16 protein-coding genes are annotated in these 16,142 nt (G+C 41.2%); 1 reads left to right on the top strand and 15 read right to left on the bottom strand.

All coding sequences use genetic code 11. The annotated features are described in order from the left end of the window. Positions 1-236 precede the first annotated feature (236 nt). On the top strand, positions 237-2,021 hold the full coding sequence (locus tag FOA33_RS07155) for an ATP-binding protein (protein ID WP_221161115.1): 1,785 nt from the start codon (positions 237-239) through the stop codon (positions 2,019-2,021). A 54-nt stretch (positions 2,022-2,075) separates the two neighbouring features. On the opposite strand, the gene FOA33_RS07160 is transcribed toward FOA33_RS07155, so the two are convergent. The 15 genes from FOA33_RS07160 to rimP form a co-directional block, all read right to left on the bottom strand. Next, positions 2,076-3,311 carry a DNA cytosine methyltransferase gene (locus tag FOA33_RS07160; protein ID WP_221161116.1) on the bottom strand — a complete coding sequence of 412 codons (1,236 nt, stop codon included), beginning with the start codon at positions 3,309-3,311 and terminating at the stop codon, positions 2,076-2,078. A gap of 94 nt (positions 3,312-3,405) precedes the next feature. Continuing rightward, positions 3,406-6,057, bottom strand: coding sequence for a valine--tRNA ligase (locus tag FOA33_RS07165; protein ID WP_221161117.1), 2,652 nt, complete (start codon positions 6,055-6,057; stop codon positions 3,406-3,408). Continuing rightward, a complete protein-coding gene (locus FOA33_RS07170) occupies positions 6,050-6,628 on the bottom strand; it encodes an AAA family ATPase (RefSeq protein WP_221161118.1) in 579 nt (192 codons plus the stop codon). Before FOA33_RS07170 ends, FOA33_RS07165 begins: the two co-directional genes overlap by 8 nt. Then, positions 6,628-7,188 carry a GNAT family N-acetyltransferase gene (locus FOA33_RS07175; RefSeq protein WP_221161119.1) on the bottom strand — a complete coding sequence of 187 codons (561 nt, stop codon included), beginning with the start codon at positions 7,186-7,188 and terminating at the stop codon, positions 6,628-6,630. Before FOA33_RS07175 ends, FOA33_RS07170 begins: the two co-directional genes overlap by 1 nt. Positions 7,189-7,465: 277 nt before the next feature. Beyond that, the gene (locus FOA33_RS07180) at positions 7,466-7,861 is read right to left on the bottom strand and encodes a helix-hairpin-helix domain-containing protein (protein WP_061599024.1); all 396 of its coding nucleotides are present in this window, start codon (positions 7,859-7,861) and stop codon (positions 7,466-7,468) included. Between the two features lie 97 nt (positions 7,862-7,958). Beyond that, positions 7,959-8,213: a DUF1912 family protein gene (locus tag FOA33_RS07185; protein WP_000119707.1), complete on the bottom strand. Its 255-nt coding sequence runs from the start codon at positions 8,211-8,213 to the stop codon at positions 7,959-7,961. A 9-nt stretch (positions 8,214-8,222) separates the two neighbouring features. Further along, positions 8,223-9,557 carry a DUF438 domain-containing protein gene (locus FOA33_RS07190; protein WP_221161120.1) on the bottom strand — a complete coding sequence of 445 codons (1,335 nt, stop codon included), beginning with the start codon at positions 9,555-9,557 and terminating at the stop codon, positions 8,223-8,225. After that, positions 9,557-9,790 (bottom strand): DUF1858 domain-containing protein, encoded by a 234-nt coding sequence (locus FOA33_RS07195; RefSeq protein WP_000368742.1) that lies wholly within the window; start codon positions 9,788-9,790, stop codon positions 9,557-9,559. The genes FOA33_RS07190 and FOA33_RS07195 overlap by 1 nt, the downstream gene beginning before the upstream one ends. 261 nt (positions 9,791-10,051) lie before the next feature. Continuing rightward, the gene (locus tag FOA33_RS07200) at positions 10,052-10,234 is read right to left on the bottom strand and encodes a hypothetical protein (RefSeq protein WP_221161121.1); all 183 of its coding nucleotides are present in this window, start codon (positions 10,232-10,234) and stop codon (positions 10,052-10,054) included. 216 nt (positions 10,235-10,450) lie between these two features. Continuing rightward, on the bottom strand, positions 10,451-10,801 hold the full coding sequence (gene rbfA, locus FOA33_RS07205; protein WP_001273601.1) for a 30S ribosome-binding factor RbfA: 351 nt from the start codon (positions 10,799-10,801) through the stop codon (positions 10,451-10,453). 251 nt (positions 10,802-11,052) lie between these two features. Beyond that, positions 11,053-13,839 carry a translation initiation factor IF-2 gene (gene infB, locus FOA33_RS07210; RefSeq protein ID WP_221161122.1) on the bottom strand — a complete coding sequence of 929 codons (2,787 nt, stop codon included), beginning with the start codon at positions 13,837-13,839 and terminating at the stop codon, positions 11,053-11,055. 16 nt (positions 13,840-13,855) lie between these two features. After that, on the bottom strand, positions 13,856-14,155 hold the full coding sequence (locus tag FOA33_RS07215; protein WP_001041396.1) for a YlxQ-related RNA-binding protein: 300 nt from the start codon (positions 14,153-14,155) through the stop codon (positions 13,856-13,858). After that, positions 14,148-14,441 carry an RNase P modulator RnpM gene (rnpM, locus tag FOA33_RS07220; protein WP_000857555.1) on the bottom strand — a complete coding sequence of 98 codons (294 nt, stop codon included), beginning with the start codon at positions 14,439-14,441 and terminating at the stop codon, positions 14,148-14,150. The genes FOA33_RS07215 and rnpM overlap by 8 nt, the downstream gene beginning before the upstream one ends. 21 nt (positions 14,442-14,462) lie before the next feature. After that, positions 14,463-15,599 (bottom strand): transcription termination factor NusA, encoded by a 1,137-nt coding sequence (nusA, locus tag FOA33_RS07225; RefSeq protein WP_221161123.1) that lies wholly within the window; start codon positions 15,597-15,599, stop codon positions 14,463-14,465. Between the two features lie 42 nt (positions 15,600-15,641). Continuing rightward, positions 15,642-16,121: a ribosome maturation factor RimP gene (rimP, locus tag FOA33_RS07230; protein ID WP_084911995.1), complete on the bottom strand. Its 480-nt coding sequence runs from the start codon at positions 16,119-16,121 to the stop codon at positions 15,642-15,644. Positions 16,122-16,142: the final 21 nt, after the last annotated feature.

The raw sequence follows: 16,142 nt of genomic DNA on the forward strand, positions 1-16,142 counted from the left end.
ATTGATTTTATCACATGGTAAATTTAAAAATATTTGTTAAAATATTACTTGGAGGTAGCTTATGTCAAAAAAAATAATAAATGTTGTTGCAGCAGCAATTACCGTGTTGTCAAACTACTATTATGAATCCAATACAAAATAGATTTGAATCAAAATGAATGACCAGTATTAAAGATATTTTACTTTTAAAATATGATATACTATATTTAACAAAATATTAAACACAGGAGTCCGATATGTCTGAAGAATTTACACTTAACTACCATGCTGCAACGATTCAACATCTAGGTATTGGATTATATAAACAGTTACCACAGGCAATTGCCGAACTCATCAGCAATTCTTGGGATGCTGATAGCCATAATGTTAAAATTCATATTAATTATCGAGAAAAAATAATAACCGTATCAGACGACGGCAATGGTATGTCAGCACAAGAGCTAAATGAAAATTTTTTGACCATTGCTAGAAATAGACGATTGACAGATAAAATAAATGATGAAAAAAATGAAACCGGACTATCGAAAAACGGCAGAAAAGTTACAGGAAAAAAAGGACTTGGAAAACTAGCTTTATTTGGTATCGCTAATACAATTATTATTGATAGCATTCAAAATAAGAAACTAAACTCTTTTGAATTGAATTATAATGACATACAGGGCTCATCAAATAATACCTATCATCCAAAAACAATTCATTACAATGTTCAAACTGACGAACCAAATGGTACAAAAATAACCATTAAAGACATTACTTTAAAAAATCTGACTAAAATCGATACATTATATGATAGTCTTTCTAAAAGATTTAACAAGTATTCCCGTACAGATTTTTTAGTAACTTTAGCAAGCGATGACGGTACCATTAAGGAATTAGATGAAGAGGTATTTATCAATAGTATACGACCCAAGGAAGTTGAAACTGAGTTTACTTTTTCTTTTCCAGATGATTTTGAAACTCTTACAAATAAACAATCTCAGATAGTCATTCATAAACTTAAAGAGTTTCATATAAACGGAATTATTTATACCAAGAAAACACCTTTACAAGCAAACCAACGTGGATTTTCAGTACTGTCTAGAGGGAAGCTAGCAAGTGAACAATCTGTTACACAATTTCAAGATAGAGCAAATGATAATTTCTATAGCTATGCAGCTGGGTACTTTAATATTGATTTTCTTGATGATGATAATAAAAAAGATTTTATTTCAACAGATAGACAATCGATTAGGTGGGAAGCTGATGAGGAGTTAATAGAAATCAAAGAAAATCTTAACAAACTAATTGGGATTATTCAAAGAGAATGGAGAAAGCGACGTTCTGAAGCAAAAGAAAAAAAAGCGCAAGAAAATATACAAAAAAATTCCTCCTTAGTAGAAACTACATTATCAACCGAAGATAAAGAAAGCATCAATGAAATCAGTAAAGCATTAGAAAATGATAATGTTGATATACCTGAACAAACAAAACAATCTATTTTAAAAACTGCAATAAAATCAACTACCTCATATAAAAAAGATCACAGTGTGTATAAAGAATTAGTCCCGACTAATTTTATTGTTCCAAAAACGATTGGTTCAAAAATTAGAATGCTCAGGGAAGAGATGTTAGAAGCGGCAGAAGATAAAAATATCGATCGTTTCATTTTAACCCAAGGCTTACTATTGCGTGCTATGATTGAAAGTACAACAACAACATTATTGAAACGCTACTGGGTGGAAGCAAGTACTCATAATCTAATAATAGAAAATAACCGTCCAAAAACACTAACTGCCGAAAATGAAGTTGACAAACTTTCGTTTAAAGTTAAGTATGAAACCATGGTTCGACTGCTTTCTAGAAAAGGAAAAATAGCTTCAAATAGAGTTCAAAGCCTAATTGCCGAATTTTCAAGTATAAGAGCAACGGAGCATTTAAATACATTAATGCATGATGCTCATAATTTTCCTCAATTTGATACCTTAAAAACAATATGGAATGCTGTAGCTCCTCAACTTCTTGCTGCGTTCGATCTTTTGTAACTAAAAAATCAACATATGTTCAATTTCTAAATAATGATGAACATATGTTGATTTTTATTTAAATTCCAATGTTAAAATCGCATCAGCCATCTTTTTACTAAAAATTGGAGGAACTGCATTACCAATTTGAGTAAAAGCACTGGTTCTAGAATCTAAAAAATAGTAATTGTCTGGAAATCCCTGTAATCTAGCTGCTTCTCTCACAGTAATTGATCTATTTTGTTTTGTATCTGGATGAATATAATGATGACCATCTTTTGAAATATGTGCAACTACTGTATGTGATGGAGAATTCCATGAAAGAGCTTTGAATCTGTCCAAAAATTTATCCGTATGTTTATGGGTTTTTAGCTTTGAGTCAAGTTCACTATATTTAATATTTTTACCATTTTTCTTAGCTTCTGCTACAATTTTATAAATTGCTAAGTCGTTGCTATTATTTGGTCTTGCAATATTTTGAGTTAATGGCGTTTTAGAATCCTGTAAAAAATTTTGTTCAACATAATCATTTGATAAATTTGTATAAGAATTGTTTACTTCTCCCGCCTTCAAACTAGGTAATCCCTGAAAAGCTGTTTTAACATCCACCTCATTTTCTTCATATTTTTTAAGATTTTTAAAGAATTCTTGAATGAGTTCTTTTTTCTCATTCATCACTCCAAAAATAATAAGTCTTTCTCTTGATTGTGGGACACCATAGTTTTTAGTATTTAAAACTTCATAACCTAAAGAATAGCCAGCCTCTTCAAATTCTTTTTTCATTCTAGGTAATAAAAACTCATCATCAGCATCTCTAAAGCTCAATAATCCTTTTACATTTTCAAAAATAAAAAATTTGGGTTGATACTTGTTTAAAAAATGTATATAAAATTTATATAAATAAATTCTTTCATCTGAAGACTTTTTACTTGCATTTCTAGCTCTTCCAATGGTTGAATAAGCTTGACATGGAGGACCACCTATAATTCCATCAACGTTTTCCCCTAAATCATCAAAAAAACTAAAAATACTGTGAATATTTTCTTGACTAATTTCAAAGTTAAGAATTTTATTCAATTTTTCTTGAGGTACATGTTTCAACAAATCCTCTATACTAGTCTTACTATTTAGAAAATCATTATAAAGTCCTAATTTATTTTTTTTCTTTAAATAATAATATACTTCCCTAAGTTTTAAAGTTTCACAAGCCGCTTTTTCTTTCTCTACATGTCCCAATATTTTATATTGCTGATTTCTAAATCCCTCAGTTAATCCGCCTGCACCACTAAATAAATCTATTATATTAATCATAATTAAGCCTTTTAAATAAATAAAATATATTACATCAAATACACACTATTATTCATTATACCAAAAACCCCAGCAAATTGCCGAGGTTTATAACTTATTTCACCAACTTCTTCATCTCATCAATACGTGCGACGGTCGCGTCGTATTTCGCTTGGTAGTCGGCTTGTTTGTCGCGTTCTTTTTGGACGACTTCTGGTTTGGCATTGGCTACGAAGCGTTCGTTAGAGAGTTTCTTACCTACCATATCCAGTTCTTTTTGCCATTTAGCCAGTTCCTTGTCGAGACGAGCCAGTTCTTCTTCGACATTGAGGAGGTCTGCCAGTGGCAGGTAGATTTCTGCTCCTGTGATGACGCTTGACATTGCGAGTTCAGGTGCAGGGATGGTTGATGCGATTTCCAAGTGTTCTGGATTTGTGAAGCGTTTGATGTAGTTGACATTGCTGTTAAAGAAGGCTTCCAGGTCGCTATCACTTGTCTTAACAAGAATGGTGATAGGCTTGCTTGGTGCAACGTTTACTTCCGCACGGGCATTACGAACGGCACGAATCAAGTCTTTGAGGCTTTCGACACCCGTGTGAGCAGCAAGATCTTCAAAGGCTGGGTTGACAGTTGGGTATTCTGCTGTCACGATAGAGCCTTCTGAGATTTGTCCAAAGATTTCTTCTGTCACGAATGGCATGATTGGGTGGAGGAGACGAAGGATCTTGTCCAAAGTGTATAGGAGAACAGAACGTGTGATGACTTTCTCTTCTTCGTTATCGCTATAAAGGACTTCCTTGGTCAACTCAACGTACCAGTCCGCAAACTCATCCCAGATGAAGTTGTAGAGGATGTGTCCAGCCACACCAAACTCAAACTTGTCAAAGTTTTCAGTAACTTTGCCGATCGTTTCATTGAGATTGTGAAGAATCCAGCGGTCTGTGACATTTCCAGCTTCCTTGTTGGCAACTTTTTCCACATTGGCAGTTGCTTGCTCAAGGGTCAAGCCTTCATTGTTCATGAGGATGTAGCGAGAGATGTTCCAAATCTTGTTAATGAAGTTCCATGAAGCATCCATTTTCTCATAAGAGAAGCGCACGTCTTGACCTGGTGCAGAACCGTTTGAAAGGAACCAACGAAGGGCATCGGCACCGTATTTCTCGATGACATCCATTGGATCAATCCCGTTACCGAGAGATTTAGACATCTTACGTCCTTGCTCGTCACGAATGAGACCGTGGATAAGGACATTTTGGAATGGCTGACGGCCAGTGAATTCTAATGATTGGAAGATCATACGAGACACCCAGAAGAAGATGATGTCGTAACCTGTTACCAAGGTCGAAGTTGGGAAGTAACGTTTGAAGTCTTCTGAGTCGACATCAGGCCAGCCCATGGTTGAGAATGGCCAAAGGGCAGAGCTGAACCAAGTATCCAAGACGTCCTCGTCCTGAGTCCATCCGTCGCCTTCTGGAGCTTCTTCCCCAACATACATTTCACCCTCAGCATTGTACCAAGCAGGGATTTGGTGACCCCACCAGAGCTGACGTGAGATAACCCAGTCGTGGACATTTTCCATCCATTGGAGGAAGGTATCGTTGAAACGAGGTGGGTAGAATTCTACCTTGTCTTCTGTATCTTGGTTGGCAATAGCATTTTTAGCCAATTGGTCCATCTTCACAAACCATTGCGTAGACAAGCGTGGTTCAACCACGACACCTGTACGTTCAGAGTGACCAACGCTATGGACACGTTTTTCGATTTTGACAAGAGCACCGATTTCTTCCAACTTAGCAACGACTGCCTTACGAGCTTCAAAACGGTCCATACCTGCAAATTCAAAGGCCAAGTCATTCATAGTTCCGTCATCGTTCATAACGTTGACTTGTGGTAAGTTGTGGCGTTGACCAACCAAGAAGTCGTTTGGATCATGGGCAGGTGTGATTTTCACGACACCAGTCCCAAACTCAGGATCCGCGTGCTCGTCCCCAACGATTGGGATGAGTTTATTAGCAATTGGAAGGACTACGTTTTGACCGATCAAGTCCTTGTAGCGTGGGTCTTCTGGATTGACCGCAACGGCAACGTCTCCAAACATGGTCTCAGGACGAGTGGTCGCCACTTCAAGGGCGCGTGAGCCGTCTTCCAGCATGTAGTTCATGTGGTAGAAGGCACCTTCCACGTCCTTGTGGATCACTTCAATATCAGAAAGGGCTGTGCGAGCTGCTGGGTCCCAGTTGATGATAAACTCACCGCGGTAGATCCAGCCTTTCTTGTAAAGGTCCACAAAGACCTTACGAACAGCTTTTGACAAACCTTCGTCAAGAGTGAAACGCTCACGAGAGTAGTCTACAGAGAGACCCATCTTGCCCCATTGTTCCTTGATGGTAGTGGCATATTCATCTTTCCATTCCCAGACTTTCTCAAGGAATTTCTCACGACCAAGGTCGTAACGGCTAATGCCCTCACCACGCAAGCGCTCCTCAACCTTAGCCTGAGTAGCAATCCCCGCATGGTCCATCCCTGGAAGCCAAAGGGTATCAAAACCTTGCATGCGTTTTTGACGGATGATGATATCTTGCAAAGTTGTATCCCAAGCGTGACCAAGGTGAAGTTTCCCAGTTACGTTTGGTGGTGGAATTACGATCGAATAAGGCTTAGCCTTTTGATCTCCTGAAGGCTTGAAAACATCCGCATCAAGCCATTTTTGGTAACGACCAGCCTCAACCTCGGCTGGATTGTATTTAGGTGAAAGTTCTTTAGACATGTGTTTGTCCTTTCTCTATTATTTTCATTTTATTTTGAATCTGCTTAGCAGCTTCTTCTGCAGACAGATTCGTATTATTTATTTTAAAGTAGTGGTGCAACTCATTCGGTTGATGTTGAGAATTTAATTGAAGTGTTTCAGCGGTCTCTAAAATTTCTCTTTCAGATACCTCAATATATCGTTTTAAAGGTTTGTGCTTTAATCTATTCTCCGTTCGATTTCGACGTATGCGCTCTTCAAGACTTGTTTCCAACTCAACAAAAAGAATCTCTTGATGATAATCATCCAACAAATTCTGAATTTGCTTTAAATACATCAACTGGTACTGATTTGAAAAATCAATTACGTCAGTTAAAATTACTGATCGCTGATTTCTTGCACTTGCTCCAAGGAATGAAAAAGTAATTCCACGAACAAATTCCCACATTTCCTCTGTATAGTCCTGATAGATTTCTAGTGCAAAATCGATGGCTTGATGGTTATAAAATAGGGTAGCATCCGTCAGTCGAGATAATTCTTGACCAATCGTCATTTTCCCTGATGCTGGAGCACCAATGATGAAAAGATGCATCAAATCACCTCCCACTCACTCCTCAACAACCCATACCTCAAATCATCACAGCGGTTGCCTTGGGCATCTTTGCGGTCTCTTATGCGAGCTTCGAGGGTAAATCCAAGTTTCTCTGCGACGCGTTGACTTTGAACATTGTAGCCAAAACAAGTCAGTTCTATCTTGTGAAGATCCAGTTCTTTAAAAGCTAAATCAATCAAGGCACGCGTAGCTTCTGGTACATATCCTCGCCCCCAATAGTCTGGGTGCAAGGTGTAGCCAATCTCAAGCACATCGTCTTCATGGCGGTGATTGAAGTCAACAGATCCGATGATGGTATCCGTCCCTTTGACCACAATCCCGTAACCAGCTGGGAGATTTTCCTTTTTATTGCGCTCAGGAAGGATATGCTCGAGATAATAAATCTCATCTTCCAAGCTCTTGACGGGAGGAAAGCCTGCTGGATAGGCAACCTCTGGCAGACTAGCGTAGGCATGGATATCCTCGGCATCCGCCACGGTACGTACTCGTAAGACCAGACGATCTGTTTCGATTTGTTCTGGTAACTCTGCTCTCGACATCTTCCTCCCTCACTTTCCATAAAAAATCGCCCCTGCCATCTACATGACAGGGACGAATGTGTTTATCCGCGGTACCACCCAATTTCGGGCAAAGCCCGCAACTCTCGTCTTTATAATAAAAAGACAAAATTATTTCATTTTTTATCCATCAGCAACCAGTTTTGACACATTTGTGGACTTCTCAGCACCGCCACTTTCTGTAAAATGTGGGATCCAAAACACCTCTAATGGCTTTATTTTAACAAGTTTTTGACGGAAATGCAAGGGGCAAGAAAAATTACTTGAACTTGATGCCGTTTTCTTTTAATTTCTTGATGGTAGCTGGGCCAATCCCTTTCAAGGCAAGAAGTTCTTTTTCAGTCCAGTTTTTAAAATCAGAAGCTGACTTGATGCCTTCATCATAGAAAGTCTTGGCGCGGTCGACTGAAAGTCCACCTAGGTTCGCTGCGAATTCTTCTACAGAGCTTGTAACCTTTTGAGCCTGCTCTTTAGTTGCTTCTACTGCTTGTTCCACTTTTTTAGAGACAACTTTTCCCGCTTCACTAGCAGATTTTTCTGCATGCTTCACAACCTTTTTTGTTTCTTCGACAACCTTGGTCACTGTAGTTGAAAATGCACCTGAACGGCGAAGGCTGTTTCTTAATTGTTTTTTACGTTGGAGTTTCTTTGACATGATAAAATCCTTTCAATAAAAAATCCCTGTTTTGACAAGGATTTAATAAAGATATTCTATCAAGATTTTGGAAAAAAATCAAGAAAGTATCTGAATTTCAATAGTTTCTCTCGCCAAACAAGCCCTCTGGCAAATCATGAAACCCCTTACCTGCCTTGAAATTTTCAAACTTACCAAGCAAGAACTGATAAGCATCCAAGCGGCTCTCGTAGCGAATCATGGCATCTTTGGCACGCTCGTCTTGGTCTTCTTCGTAAACCTTCTGACTTTCCTTGTGCGCCATGTCGTTGATCATGATCTGGGTATTGACCCATGCTTCAAATTCCTTCATAAATTCCTGTTCGTAACTCATTGATTCTCCTTATTCTAATCCACGGAAGTAGTCCGTATCAATCTCTCGGTAGGGCTGGATATTCTGAACATACTCCAACACTCCTTGGAATTCCCCGTCTTCATCGTGTACTGCTGCATAGGTGATGTGGACAAACTTGTCTCGCGACTCTGACTTGAACCACATTTCATACTTGTCCTTTTTACCCTCACGAAGACCTTTCATAACAGCCTTCACCTTGTCTAAGTACTTGGGCGGATGGCAGAGTTCTACATTACGCCCGACTTGGGACGGCGTCCGTTTGAAAATCATCTCATCAGCTGGCGCATTGTCATTGTAATACTGGAAAATATCGTCTTTATTGACAAAGGTAATCTCCATGGGGAGGTGATTGAGGATGAGGTTGGCCTGCTCTACTGAGAGATAGCCATTGCCAAAAGTCTGTTGACTATGACGGTCTAGCACCGCTTTCTTTTCCTTAGGGGTAAAGGTAATGGTCAACTGACCTTCTGGTGTATCGATAACTTGCTGCACTTGACCTTCAGCCGTGTCTAGCTGCACGGGCTCCTCTGCACTCTTTTCCTCAACAAAACGCTGTCGTTCTGGCACCCATTTCTCAGACGGACGGATGATGGCATAGCCGTAGGCATCGCTCTCCTCTGCAATCTGAATCCAATCATCCTGGGTGAAAGACTCGAGGAGAATCATGAGGAGGATGGACTCTTCCTTGAAAATCATACTTTCAAACTCTGTCGCAAAAGCTTCGAAAGTTTCCTTTACAGTGGAAATCGGTACTTCTGGTAGTGACTTAGCTGTCGCTAGAGCTGTCTGAAAGAGTTCTCTAATCTGATCATCCACTCCCCACATGACCTTAGGGGGTGAATCGTGACCATAGCGCTCCATGATAGGAAAGAAGAGCTCTTCCTTGCGCTGGTAATGAACATCAAATTGCCCCAAAAGTCCCATTTGACGGATCAAGCCCTTGCGCATCTCTGCCAGCATTTCCTCATCTTCCATAGACTCATAGGTATCTAACAGTCTCCGAATGCGAATCAAGGCAGCACGGAGAGCCAGATTTTCATCCTTGAAGACGCGAACTGGGTGGCCAGGGTGTTCAGTATCCTCCACTTCGACGCCCTTAACAGCATTTTTAAAAAGATTGGCATGGACATCACAGAGCTCCATGACATCTTCAAAGGTGACACCTGAGTCTGAGTTCATCAGCTCATGTTCCATGAGGGAAATCTCGATGGCCGAGACACCCGTAAAGGTCGCATCAAAACGCTCCTGAACCGACTCAGGAGAGGCACCATTGTGCAATTCTAACAAAATATCCCGTAGGATATGAATCCGTTCATCTGCCATTAGTCTAATCCAATCACTTCATAGCCGTTCGCTTCTAGCGTGCGGACAATCTTGTCCATAGGAGTTCCTTCGAGCTTCGAACCCTGTTTGAGCGATACCTTGCGACCGACCGTATTGCGCATCAAGGGATTAGCAAGTGGTTTAAAACCAAGCTCCACTAGAATTCCCAAGACTTCTGGATGCTTGTCCACCACTTCTGCAACGGGAATTGACACATCGATGATATTATCCATGACGACCTCCATTGTATGTTCTAATACTCTTCGAAAATCTCTTCAAACCACATCAGCGTTGCCTTAACGTAGGTATGATTACTGACTTCGTCAATTCTATCCACAACTTCAAAACACTGTTTTGAGCAACCTGCGGCTAGCTTCCTAGTTTGCTCTTTGATTTTCATTGAGTATAAAATGATTTTACTGCTTATATTATACCATATGGGAAGAGATTAAAAAACTAGTAGTGAAGTTCCTACTAGTTTCTTTCATTTCAAGTTATTCCTTATCCTCTGGTTTTGCGAGCAACTGGGCTACATCCATCAGCTTGTCAGCAAGCAGTACTTTCCCGAAACCTACTAGAGCATTGTCGTCTTTTTTCATGTTCTTCAGAACTTTGACGCTTTGCATAATGAAAAAGTAATTCCCGTATGTCTTGGCTAGAATTTTAATGAATCCCATATCACCTTCCCTCGTCTAGCTGCAGTTTCTAGCTGATTGCTATACTAGACTAGCTAGTTATTGATAAGAAATCATTTCATCTCACTCTTTCCAATTTCTATACTATCATACAAGCTGAGTTTTATAAAGCTTTTTAACAATTTTTAACTCTAGAGAGAGTCCCCCATTTTTTAGTACCATTTCTCCACCAAAAAAGAGGGGTCACCCCCCTCTTCTTTAGTTCTTATCCAGATTGCGTAGCATCTCGTCAATCTTGTTTCCATATTCGATGGATTCGTCTTTGACGAAGGTCAAATCTGGGATTTTGTACAATTTCAAATTGCGACCAAGTTCACGTTTGATGGTACCAGTTGCTTTTTCAAGCCCGATTTGAGCTTTTTGGTTATCCGAAGCAAGGTTACTCAAAATGGTGTAGTAAACCTTGGCAACAGACAAATCACCTAGCATCTGAACATCTGTAATAGTCACACCTTGGACACGCGGATCACGGACTTTCTTTTGCAAAATCTCATTGACTTCACGCTTGATTTCCATGCCCACACGATCCGTACGGAAATGATTTGCCATGATATTCCTTTCTCTACTTTGAACCAAAAGCTAGGCCAGCAGACCTAGCTATTTTTAAACTTATTGATTTTCAGTTCAAATTGAAACGAAGTTCAATTTGAACTCATTCGCTTCTTTCGCCGTGGTGAAAGTGATGGAACTGATTTATCAGTCCCATCACAGGGGATTTTTGAGACTCTAGGCTCAAAAATAAGCAATGAAACCATCGGTTTGCTTGCGTTCCTCACCACCTAAGAAAGGAGCAAAAAATCTTATCTCTTGATTTCTTCCATGACATAGGCCTCAATCACATCATCCATCTTGATATCATTGTAGCCATCAATCATCAATCCACCTTCACGGCCGTTTGTAACTTCTTTGACGTCATCTTTGTAGTGTTTCAAGCTTGCAAGTTCACCATCATAGATAACAACACCATCACGAATAACACGGACTTTAGAGTCACGGGTAACTTTACCACTCGTAACCATGAATCCACCAATGGTTCCCACTTTAGACACTTTGAAGGTTTCACGGATAATCGCTTCACCGATAACTTTTTCTTCAAATTCTGGGTCAAGCATTCCTTTCATGGCTTCTTCCATCTCTTCGATAACCTTGTAGATAATGCTGTGGAGACGGATTTCTACATCATCTTCTTCTGCTTGTTGACGAGCTTGTGGTGTAGGGCGTACGTTGAAACCAACGATAAAGGCATTTGAAGCTTCCGCAAGGGTCACGTCAGATTCATTGATGGCACCGACCGCTGAGTGAACGATAGTCACCTTTACACCTTCTACATCGATCTTTTGAAGCGAGGCAGAAAGGGCTTCAACCGAACCTTGTACGTCGGCCTTGATGATGACGTTAACAGACTTGAGCTCACCCGCTTTAAGCGTATCAAAGAGGTTTTCAAGGCTGACACGTTGGGTTACTTGACGTTGCTTCATAAGAGCACGTTTTGCACGTTCTTCACCTGCTGCACGCGCAGATTTTTCATCTTCGTAAACAGCAAAATGGTCACCCGCCATTGGCGCTTCGTTTAGACCTGTGATAGAAACTGGTGTTGATGGACCTGCAACCTTAACGCGACGACCAAGGTCATTGGTCATAGCACGGACACGACCGAAGGTATTTCCGACAACGATAGGATCTTGGACATTCAAGGTCCCTTGTTGAACAAGAAGGGTTGCGACCGCACCTTTTCCTTTATCCAAGCGAGCCTCGATAACTGTACCGATCGCACGCACTGTTGGGTCGGCCTTGAGTTCTTGGATTTCAGCTACAAGTAGAACCGTTTCCAAGAGTTCATCGATGTTTTGGTTGAATTTAGCTGAGATTTCGACAAACTCAGAATCTCCACCCCAGGCTGTTGACATGACACCGTGTTCAGCCAATTCACCGATAACGCGTTCTGGATTAGCACCTGGTTTATCAATCTTGTTGATGGCTACGATGATTGGAACATTCGCTGCTTTTGAGTGGTTGATGGCTTCGATAGTTTGAGGCATAACCCCGTCATCTGCCGCTACAACCAAGATGGTAATATCGGTAACAGAGGCGCCACGCGCACGCATAGATGTAAAGGCCGCGTGTCCTGGCGTATCAAGGAAGGTAATCTTCTTGCCATTTTCCACGATTTGGTAGGCACCGATATGCTGAGTGATACCTCCTGCTTCACCTGTCGCAACACGAGAATTACGAAGGGTATCCAAAAGGGTTGTCTTACCATGGTCAACGTGTCCCATGATGGTTACAACTGGTGGACGCTCAACTAATTCATCTTCATTAAGATAGCCATCTTCGACAAAGAAACGTTCGATGTCGGCATTATCCACTTCAACCTTTTGTTTGGCTTCGATACCGTAATCCACCATGAGGAGTTCAATGGTTTCTCCGTCCAAGGATTGGTTTTGTGTGGCCATAATTCCCATCATGAAAAGCTTCTTAACGATTTCAGCTGGTTCACGTTTGATACGTTTTGCGATTTCTGCAACAGTCATACCATCTGTATATTCGAATTCTGTTGGCAATTCGTGGAACTTACGCTCTGTAACAGGTTTTGGAGTCTGATTACGATTGTTCTTGTTATTGCCTTTTTTGTTCTTCTTATTGTTATTCCAGTTACTATTTCTTTGATTTCTCACTTGATTCTGACTACTTCGATTCTTTTGTTGTTTTCTAGGACCATCATCTTCGTGATCATAATCGTCACGTTCTTTGTCTGGTCGAGCTTGTTTTTTACGACGTGTATCCACTGGCGCTTCCTTCGCTACAGGAGCTACTGTTACGGCTGGCTGCGTTTGTTCAGCTAGCTTAGCAGCTTCTTCAAAGATTTCCTCTGGCTCCTTGCGTTTATTAGCTTGAGCCAAGGCCTCTTTGGCAGCTTGCGATTGTTTGAAGCGCTCCTCGCTTGAGCGTGCGTACTCTGCATTTTGCTCTGCTTTTAGAGCTGCTGCACGGGCTTTAAAGTCAACACGTGGTCCAGCTGGTTTTGGCTGGAAGTCTTGTTGCTGACGGCGATTATTGCCACGATTCCCTTGACCTTGTGGTTTTTTCCCTTGATCGTTAAAACGGCGGTTGTCGCGGTTCCCTTGACCAGGTTTACCACCATTACGGCCGTCGTTTTTCTGACGGTTGCCGTTTTGTTGTTGGTCACGGTTGTTGCCCTTGTTTTGTTTGCGCCGCTCTGCCTGCTCTTTGGCACGCGCCTCACGCTCCGCCTTGAAGTTTCGACTTTGTGGTCTCACTGCCACTACTTTTTCTTCCTTAGGAGCTGCGGGTGTAGCTGGTTTACTTTCTTCCTTAGCAACAGCTGGTTTAGCTGATGCAGGCTTTTCTACCTTCTTTTCTACACTTGCTTTTGGTGTCGCAGGTTTTACTTCTGCCTTAGGAGCAGGTGCAGGCTTAAAGCTCGCTGCGATTTGCTCAGCAGCAGCAGCTTCCACGCTCGATGAGTGGCTTTTCACATCCAAACCTAACTCTTTTGCACGCGCTACAACTTCTTTACTTTCTTTTCCAAGTTCTTTTGCGATTTCGTACAATCTTTTCTTAGACAAATCATGTCCTCCTCTTCTATTCCATAAGAGACCTCATTTTCTTTGTAAATCCAGCATCTGTCACAGCCAAAACCTTTCTCGATTTTCCGACTGCTATGCTTAATTCCAGTGTTGAAAACACGGTTATAACTTCTACTTGATAATAGTCACTTTTATCTTGAATCTTCTTGGTTAGATTGGGACCAGCATCATGGGCTAGAAAGACTAGCTTGGCTTTCTGGTCTTGAATGGCCTTGACCACCAATTCCTCACCTGATATGATTCGACCTGCTCGTTGAGCAAGTCCCAAGAGATTGCTTATCTTTTGCTTATTCAAGTCCTAACTCTCTTCTTTTTACTTTGTGATCCACATAGGCGATCAACTCGTCATAAAAGCTTTCTTCCACTTCCATGTTAAAGCTACGGTTAAAGACTTTCTTCTTTTTTGCCTCTAGGGCTTCTGCATTGTCTAGCTTGATATAAGCGCCACGGCCATTGGCCTTGCCTGTCGGATCGATAAAGATCTCTCCTTCTTTGTTCTTGACAATGCGGAGCAAATCACGCTTATCAATCACCTCGTTAGATACAACAGACTTGCGCAAAGGGATTTTTCTTGTTTTCATCTTTCCCTCCTCTAGCAGCTTTTATTCTTCGATCAATTCATCCGCAACTGCGTAATCGACTTGGCCTGCTTCTGCCATGGCTTCAAATTCGCTGGCAGACTTGATATCGATACGGTAACCTGTCAAATGAGCTGCCAAGCGAACGTTTTGTCCACGACGACCGATGGCAAGAGAAAGCTTGTTATCAGGTACAACGACCAAGGCACGTTTGCTATCATTTTCATCAAAGATAACTTGGTCAACCTCTGCAGGTGCGATGGCATTGTAGATAAACTCAGCTGGATCAGCTACCCACTCGATAACGTCAATGTTCTCTTCTACAGGAATCATGCGGTCACTCTTGGCATCGTAACGAGCTGGGTGGAATTTGCTGGTGATTTTCTTGATATTGGCACCACCACGCCCAACGATTGTCCCGATAGCGTCCACATTTGGATTGTGGCTACGAACAGCAACCTTAGTACGGTCACCAGCTTCGCGGGCTACGCTCATGATTTCGACAGTTCCATCGTAAACTTCTGGAATTTCTTGCTCCATCAAGCGTTTGATCATTTCTGGATGGCTACGACTGACAAAGACGTTGACACCACGAGGGTTGTCTTCAACCTTATAAACATAGACTTCGATACGGTCATGGGAAGCAAAGACTTCTCCAGGGATTTGGTCTTGTTTGGACAATTGGGCTTCGATGCTGCCAAGATTGACATAGATGAAACGGTTGTCAAAACGTTCTACTGTACCAGACATGATTTCTTGTTCATGTTCTTTGTAAGTATTATAAGTGATGGCACGTGTTTGCTTGCGCATTTTTTCCATGATGGTTTGTTTTGCAGATTGGGCTGCTACACGACCAAACTCATCTGGCGCTTCTTCAAACTTAATCTTGTCACCAAGCTCATAGGCTGAATTAATGGCAAGGGCATCTTTCAAGCTGATTTCCAAACGGCTATCAAATACTTCGTCTACAACTTCACGGACAGTATAAACTGTAAAGTCACCTGTTTTTTCGTTAAAGTCGATGGCTACGCTATCAGATTGACCATAACGTCTGCGATAAGCGGAACGAAGCGACTCTACTACTGCGTCGATGATGTCTTCTTTTTTGATTCCCTTGTCTTCTTCCAAAATGCGGAAGGCCTCTAGCATTTCTTTACTCATGTTTTCTTCACTTTTGAATCCTCAAAAGCTATCCTTTCTTTTCTATAATTTTACTGCTAAACGTGCTTTTGATACTAAACTGTATGGAATTTGGACGGTTTTCTTACGCGTCTTGTCCATATACTCCACAGTCAACTCATCCTCTTCAAAGGACAGCAAGGTTCCTTCAAAGACTTTTTGCTTATCGATAGCTTGATAGAGCCCGACATGGATGTATTTTCCAACTGCTCCAGCAACGGCATCCTTGGTTTTCAAAGGACGTTCCAAGCCTGGACTGGTGATTTCTAGGAAATATTGTTCTGGGAAGGGATCGGGCTTGATGGTGTCTAGAACAGGACTGATGATTTCTGTCAAGTCTGCCGTGTCGTTCAAGGTAATTCCTTCGGGTTTATCTACAAAAATACTGAGAATCATGTCACTGCCAATCTTTCCATACTCGATATCCACGAGCTCGAAAGGTGCTTGGATGACAGGTTCTACAACTTCTCTGACTAATTCTACGATTGTTGCGATTGCGTCCACCTCCTCATAAGCAAGAGGCGA

Source organism: Streptococcus cristatus, from assembly GCF_019685515.1.
In the GTDB taxonomy this organism is placed as follows: domain Bacteria; phylum Bacillota; class Bacilli; order Lactobacillales; family Streptococcaceae; genus Streptococcus.

Bases quoted from the DNA above. Each gene is read 5' to 3' on its own strand.
- FOA33_RS07185 (WP_000119707.1), bottom strand. From the start codon at position 8,213: ATGAGTTACGAACAGGAATTTATGAAGGAATTTGAAGCATGGGTCAAT.
- FOA33_RS07170 (WP_221161118.1), bottom strand. From the start codon at position 6,628: ATGCATCTTTTCATCATTGGTGCTCCAGCATCAGGGAAAATGACGATT.
- FOA33_RS07160 (WP_221161116.1), bottom strand. From the start codon at position 3,311: ATGATTAATATAATAGATTTATTTAGTGGTGCAGGCGGATTAACTGAG.
- rbfA (WP_001273601.1), bottom strand. From the start codon at position 10,801: ATGGCAAATCATTTCCGTACGGATCGTGTGGGCATGGAAATCAAGCGT.
- FOA33_RS07190 (WP_221161120.1), bottom strand. From the start codon at position 9,557: ATGGCAGATGAACGGATTCATATCCTACGGGATATTTTGTTAGAATTG.
- rnpM (WP_000857555.1), bottom strand. From the start codon at position 14,441: ATGAAAACAAGAAAAATCCCTTTGCGCAAGTCTGTTGTATCTAACGAG.
- FOA33_RS07175 (WP_221161119.1), bottom strand. From the start codon at position 7,188: ATGTCGAGAGCAGAGTTACCAGAACAAATCGAAACAGATCGTCTGGTC.
- FOA33_RS07195 (WP_000368742.1), bottom strand. From the start codon at position 9,790: ATGGATAATATCATCGATGTGTCAATTCCCGTTGCAGAAGTGGTGGAC.
- FOA33_RS07155 (WP_221161115.1), top strand. From the start codon at position 237: ATGTCTGAAGAATTTACACTTAACTACCATGCTGCAACGATTCAACAT.
- FOA33_RS07200 (WP_221161121.1), bottom strand. From the start codon at position 10,234: ATGGGATTCATTAAAATTCTAGCCAAGACATACGGGAATTACTTTTTC.
- FOA33_RS07165 (WP_221161117.1), bottom strand. From the start codon at position 6,057: ATGTCTAAAGAACTTTCACCTAAATACAATCCAGCCGAGGTTGAGGCT.
- FOA33_RS07180 (WP_061599024.1), bottom strand. From the start codon at position 7,861: ATGTCAAAGAAACTCCAACGTAAAAAACAATTAAGAAACAGCCTTCGC.
- nusA (WP_221161123.1), bottom strand. From the start codon at position 15,599: ATGAGTAAAGAAATGCTAGAGGCCTTCCGCATTTTGGAAGAAGACAAG.